Source organism: Halomonas sp. (genome assembly GCF_033549285.1).
In the GTDB taxonomy this organism is placed as follows: Bacteria; Pseudomonadota; Gammaproteobacteria; order Pseudomonadales; family Halomonadaceae; genus Halomonas.
Genome location: NZ_JAWSUJ010000179.1, coordinates 1 through 4040, shown reverse-complemented (window position 1 = coordinate 4040; position 4040 = coordinate 1). Strand labels below are relative to the sequence as shown.

3 protein-coding genes and 1 pseudogene are annotated in these 4040 nt (G+C 70.8%); 3 read left to right on the top strand and 1 reads right to left on the bottom strand.

All coding sequences use genetic code 11. The features are described 5' to 3' along the window. The 3 genes from zipA to SCI24_RS21125 all read left to right on the top strand — a co-directional run. The coding region (zipA, locus tag SCI24_RS21135) for a cell division protein ZipA (RefSeq protein ID WP_318727241.1) at window positions 1-1219 on the top strand (1219 nt) is incomplete at its 5' end. Between the two features lie 85 nt (window positions 1220-1304). Then, window positions 1305-3350 carry an NAD-dependent DNA ligase LigA gene (gene ligA, locus SCI24_RS21130; RefSeq protein ID WP_318727240.1) on the top strand — a complete coding sequence of 682 codons (2046 nt, stop codon included), beginning with the start codon at window positions 1305-1307 and terminating at the stop codon, window positions 3348-3350. Beyond that, window positions 3347-3619, top strand: coding sequence for a YheU family protein (locus tag SCI24_RS21125; RefSeq protein ID WP_318727239.1), 273 nt, complete (start codon window positions 3347-3349; stop codon window positions 3617-3619). Before ligA ends, SCI24_RS21125 begins: the two co-directional genes overlap by 4 nt. Before the next feature lie 46 nt (window positions 3620-3665). Here SCI24_RS21125 and SCI24_RS21120 read toward each other — a convergent pair. Beyond that, window positions 3666-4040, bottom strand: a pseudogene (locus tag SCI24_RS21120) (bifunctional tRNA (5-methylaminomethyl-2-thiouridine)(34)-methyltransferase MnmD/FAD-dependent 5-carboxymethylaminomethyl-2-thiouridine(34) oxidoreductase MnmC); the annotation flags it as partial.

The window sequence follows — 4040 nt, the reverse complement described above, 5'->3', positions numbered from 1 at the left end:
GCGTGAGCCGGGCGTCGCCCGTCCCGCCGCCGAGTCGCGGGAGACCGTCCGGCCGCTGAGCCGTGAGCCGGAGCCCGTGGCACAGCGCGACCCCGCTCCCGAGCGCAACGCCCAGTCGACCACCGCTTCTTCCCGAGGCCCGGTGACGGAGCCGGCGGCTCAGGAGGCGGCGAGGCGCTACCCCGAGGCCGACGAGCGCCGCGAGCCGGGGCTCTCGAGCCTGGATGGCCTGGACGAGACGTCCATGGAGTCCGCCGCATCGCGGGACACCCAGCCCCTGGCAGCCGACCCCGAGGATCACGACACCTACGCCGACGAGGAACACTACCGCCTGGTGGACCTCGAGGGGATGGGCGACTCCCTCAAGAGCGGCTCCAAGCGGGTGGGTTCTTCCATGCAGCGCTTCGGGGCCTCCCTGCAGAAGAGTCTCGCCGAGCGGCGCGAGCACAAGCGCAGCGAGAAGGTTCGCCGCGAGCAGGAGCGCGCCGAGAAGGCCGCCCGCGAGGCGGCCCGTCGCCAGCGTGCCGAGGACGAGAAGGCCGTCCAGGAGGCCGAACGGCGTCGCCTGGAGGCCGAGGCGGTCGCCTCTGCCGATGACGACGACCCGCTCTTCACGCCCTCTCGTGACCCGCAGCAGGCGCCCGAGGAGGCGCCGGTCGAGGCCGCAAGGGACGACGTGGCCCCGCGCGACGACGTGGTGCGCACCCACCCGGTGCTGGAACGGGCCCTGCGCCACGACGTCAACGCCGAGCATGCCCGCGAGACCCTGAGCCAGTCCGACGAGATCATCGTCATCAGCGTGATGGCACGGGACGAGGAGGGCTTCTCCGGTACGGCACTGCTCGACCTGATGCTGGCCTGCGGGCTGCGCTACGGGCGCGACATGGGCATCTTCCATCGCTTCGAGACCGAGGACCCGGAGAGCCGCCTGCAGTTCTCCATGGTCAACGTGGTCAAGCCGGGGACCTTCCCCATCGAGGCCATGGACGACTTCCGGACCCAGGGCATCACCCTGCTCATGCCGCTGCCGGGCGCCAGCGATACCGCGGCTGCCTTCGAGGCGATGGTCGAGACCGCCATGGTCATCGTCCGCCACCTCGGTGGAGAGCTGAAGGACGAGAACCAGAGCGTGATGACCGCCCAGACCGTGGAGTTCGCCCGCCAGCGGGTCCAGGAGTTCGAGCGACGCAATCGCCTCAACCGTTATCAGGTAAATTAGCGCTGAGCGCCGAGCGCCCAGCCGAAAGCCAACAACCCCCGGCCCTGTCCCGGGGGTTGTTGCATTAACCGAGAATGCAGATTCAATGACACAGCCCGACCCGCAGATCCTCGACGAGGTGGCGCGCCTGCGTGCCGAGCTCGACGACGCCAACTACCGCTACTATGTGCTCGATGAACCGCGGCTCACCGACGCCGACTACGACCGCCGCCTGCGCCGCCTGCAGGAGCTCGAGGAGGCCTATCCCGACCTGGTGACCCCCGACTCCCCGACCCAGCGGGTGGGGGCCGCGCCCGATGCCGGCTTCCCCGAGGTGCGGCACGCCGTGCCCATGCTCTCCCTGGACAACGCCTTCAGTGAGGAGGAGATCAAGGCCTTCGTCAGACGCGTCGCCGACCGCCTGGAGGCCCATGGCGAGCCGCTGGCCTTCTGCTGCGAGCCCAAGCTCGACGGGGCCGCCGTGTCGCTGGTCTTCGAGCAGGGCATGCTGGTCAGCGGTGCCACCCGCGGCGACGGCCGCACCGGCGAGGGCATCACCGCCAACCTGCGCACCCTGCGCTCCATCCCGCTGCGGCTGCGCGGCGACGACCCGCCCGCCCTGCTGGAGGTGCGCGGCGAGGTGATCATGAGCCATCAGGGCTTCGAGGCGCTGAACGAACGGGCCCGGGAGTCGGATGGCAAGGTGTTCGCCAACCCCCGCAACGCCGCCGCCGGCAGCCTGCGCCAACTCGACCCCAGGATAACGGCGACCCGCCCGCTGGAGTTCAGTGCCTACCAGGTGGCGCGCATCGAGCCGGAGCAGGGCGACGCCAGCCACAGCCAGCTGATGGCGAGGCTCGGCGACTACGGCTTTCGCACCAGCCAGGAACTGGCGGTGGTCGAGGGGGCCGAGGGGATCATCGACTACTGTCGACGGCTCGGCGAGAAGCGTGACGACCTCGGCTACGACATCGACGGGGTGGTGATCAAGGTCGACGACCTGCGCCTGCAGCGCGAGCTTGGCTTCGTGGCGCGCGCCCCGCGCTGGGCCATCGCCTTCAAGTTTCCCGCCCAGGAGGAGACCACCCGGCTCAACGACGTGGAGTTCCAGGTCGGTCGCACCGGGGCGATCACCCCGGTGGCCCGGCTCGAACCGGTCTCGGTGGCCGGGGTCACCGTCTCCAATGCCACCCTGCACAATGCCGACGAGATCGCCCGGCTCGGCGTGATGATCGGCGATACCGTGGCGATCCGCCGGGCAGGCGACGTCATCCCCCAGGTGGTGCGGGTGCTCGAGGAGCGTCGTCCGGCCGATGCACGGGCGATCGTCTTCCCCGAGCACTGCCCGGCCTGTGGCTCGGACATCGAGCACCTGGAGGGCGAGGTGGTGGCGCGCTGCTCCGGGGGCCTCTATTGCCCCGCCCAGCGCAAGGAGGCCCTCAAGCACTTCGCCTCGCGCCGTGCCCTGGACATCGACGGCCTGGGCGAGAAGCTGATCGACCAGCTGGTCGAGCGTGAGTGGGTGACCACGCCGGCGGATCTGTTCCGGCTCGAGGCCGAACGCCTCGCCGAGCTGCCGCGCATGGGCAGCAAGTCCTCCGAGAACCTGGTGGCGGCACTCGAGAAGGCGAAGCAGACGACGCTTGCGCGCTTCGTCTATGCACTCGGCATCCGCGAGGTGGGTGAGGCCACGGCCGCCAACCTGGCGCTACACTTCGGCACCCTGAAGGCGCTGATGGCGGCCGACATCGAGGCGCTGGAGGCCGTGGAGGACGTGGGCCCCGTCGTCGCCGCCCACGTGCATACCTTCTTCCGCCAGCCCCACAACCGCGAGACCATCGACGACCTGATCGACTGCGGGCTGAGCTGGGACGAGGAGGAGGTCGGCGAGCGCCCCCAGCCGCTGGCCGGCCAGAGCTGGGTGCTCACCGGCACCCTGGAGAGCATGACCCGCGACGAGGGCAAGGCGCGACTCCAGGCCCTGGGGGCCAAGGTCGCCGGCAGCGTCTCCCGCAAGACCGCCTGCGTGGTGGCCGGCGAGGCCGCCGGCAGCAAGCTGGAGAAGGCCGAGCAGATGGGGGTCGAGGTCATCGACGAGGCCGCCTTCCTCGAACGGCTGGCCGCCTGGGAAGAGGGGGAGACCGACGCATGAACGACGATCGCTTTATCGAGGTGCCCTACCGCATGCTGCCGGGCGAGACCCTGGACGCCCTGCTGGAGGCGTTCGTCACCCGACAGGGCTACGACACCACCGACACCGGCGAGGGCATGCGCGGCTGGGTGGCCCAGCTCAAGGCCCAGCTCGAGCGCGGCGAGCTGCTGATCGCCCATGACCTCAGGACCGAGACCACCGAGGTGATGACCCTGGCCCAGTGGCGCGCCTTCGGCCGCGACCTGGCCGACGACGAGGAAGAGGGGTAGGGCGCAGTCCCCCTCTACGCGCTGTTCCCGATGCCTTTCGCTGACTCTACTTCCCTTGGATCAGGTCGCGGATCAGCCTCCTTCCGGGGTGCAGGTGGTCCACCAGCGGCTGTTCCAGCGGCAGCGGCTCGTCGCAGATCCGTGAGGCGAGAAGCTCCGCGCACAGCGGCGCGCTGGCCAGGCCTCGGGAGCCGTGGGCGGCGCTGATCCACAGGCCCCCATGGTGCCGGCCGGGCGTATCGGGCACGCGGGTGGCGTCCCTGGCCAGGCCCGCGTAATCGCCCTGCCAGGCCTCGGCGTCGGGCACCGGGCCGGCGTAGGGGGACTTGTCGGGACTGGCGGCGCGCACCGCGGCCCGCCCCTCGAGGTGACCGGGCTCGAGCTCGGCCCCCGCCTCGCACAGGGCGGCCACGAAAGCGGG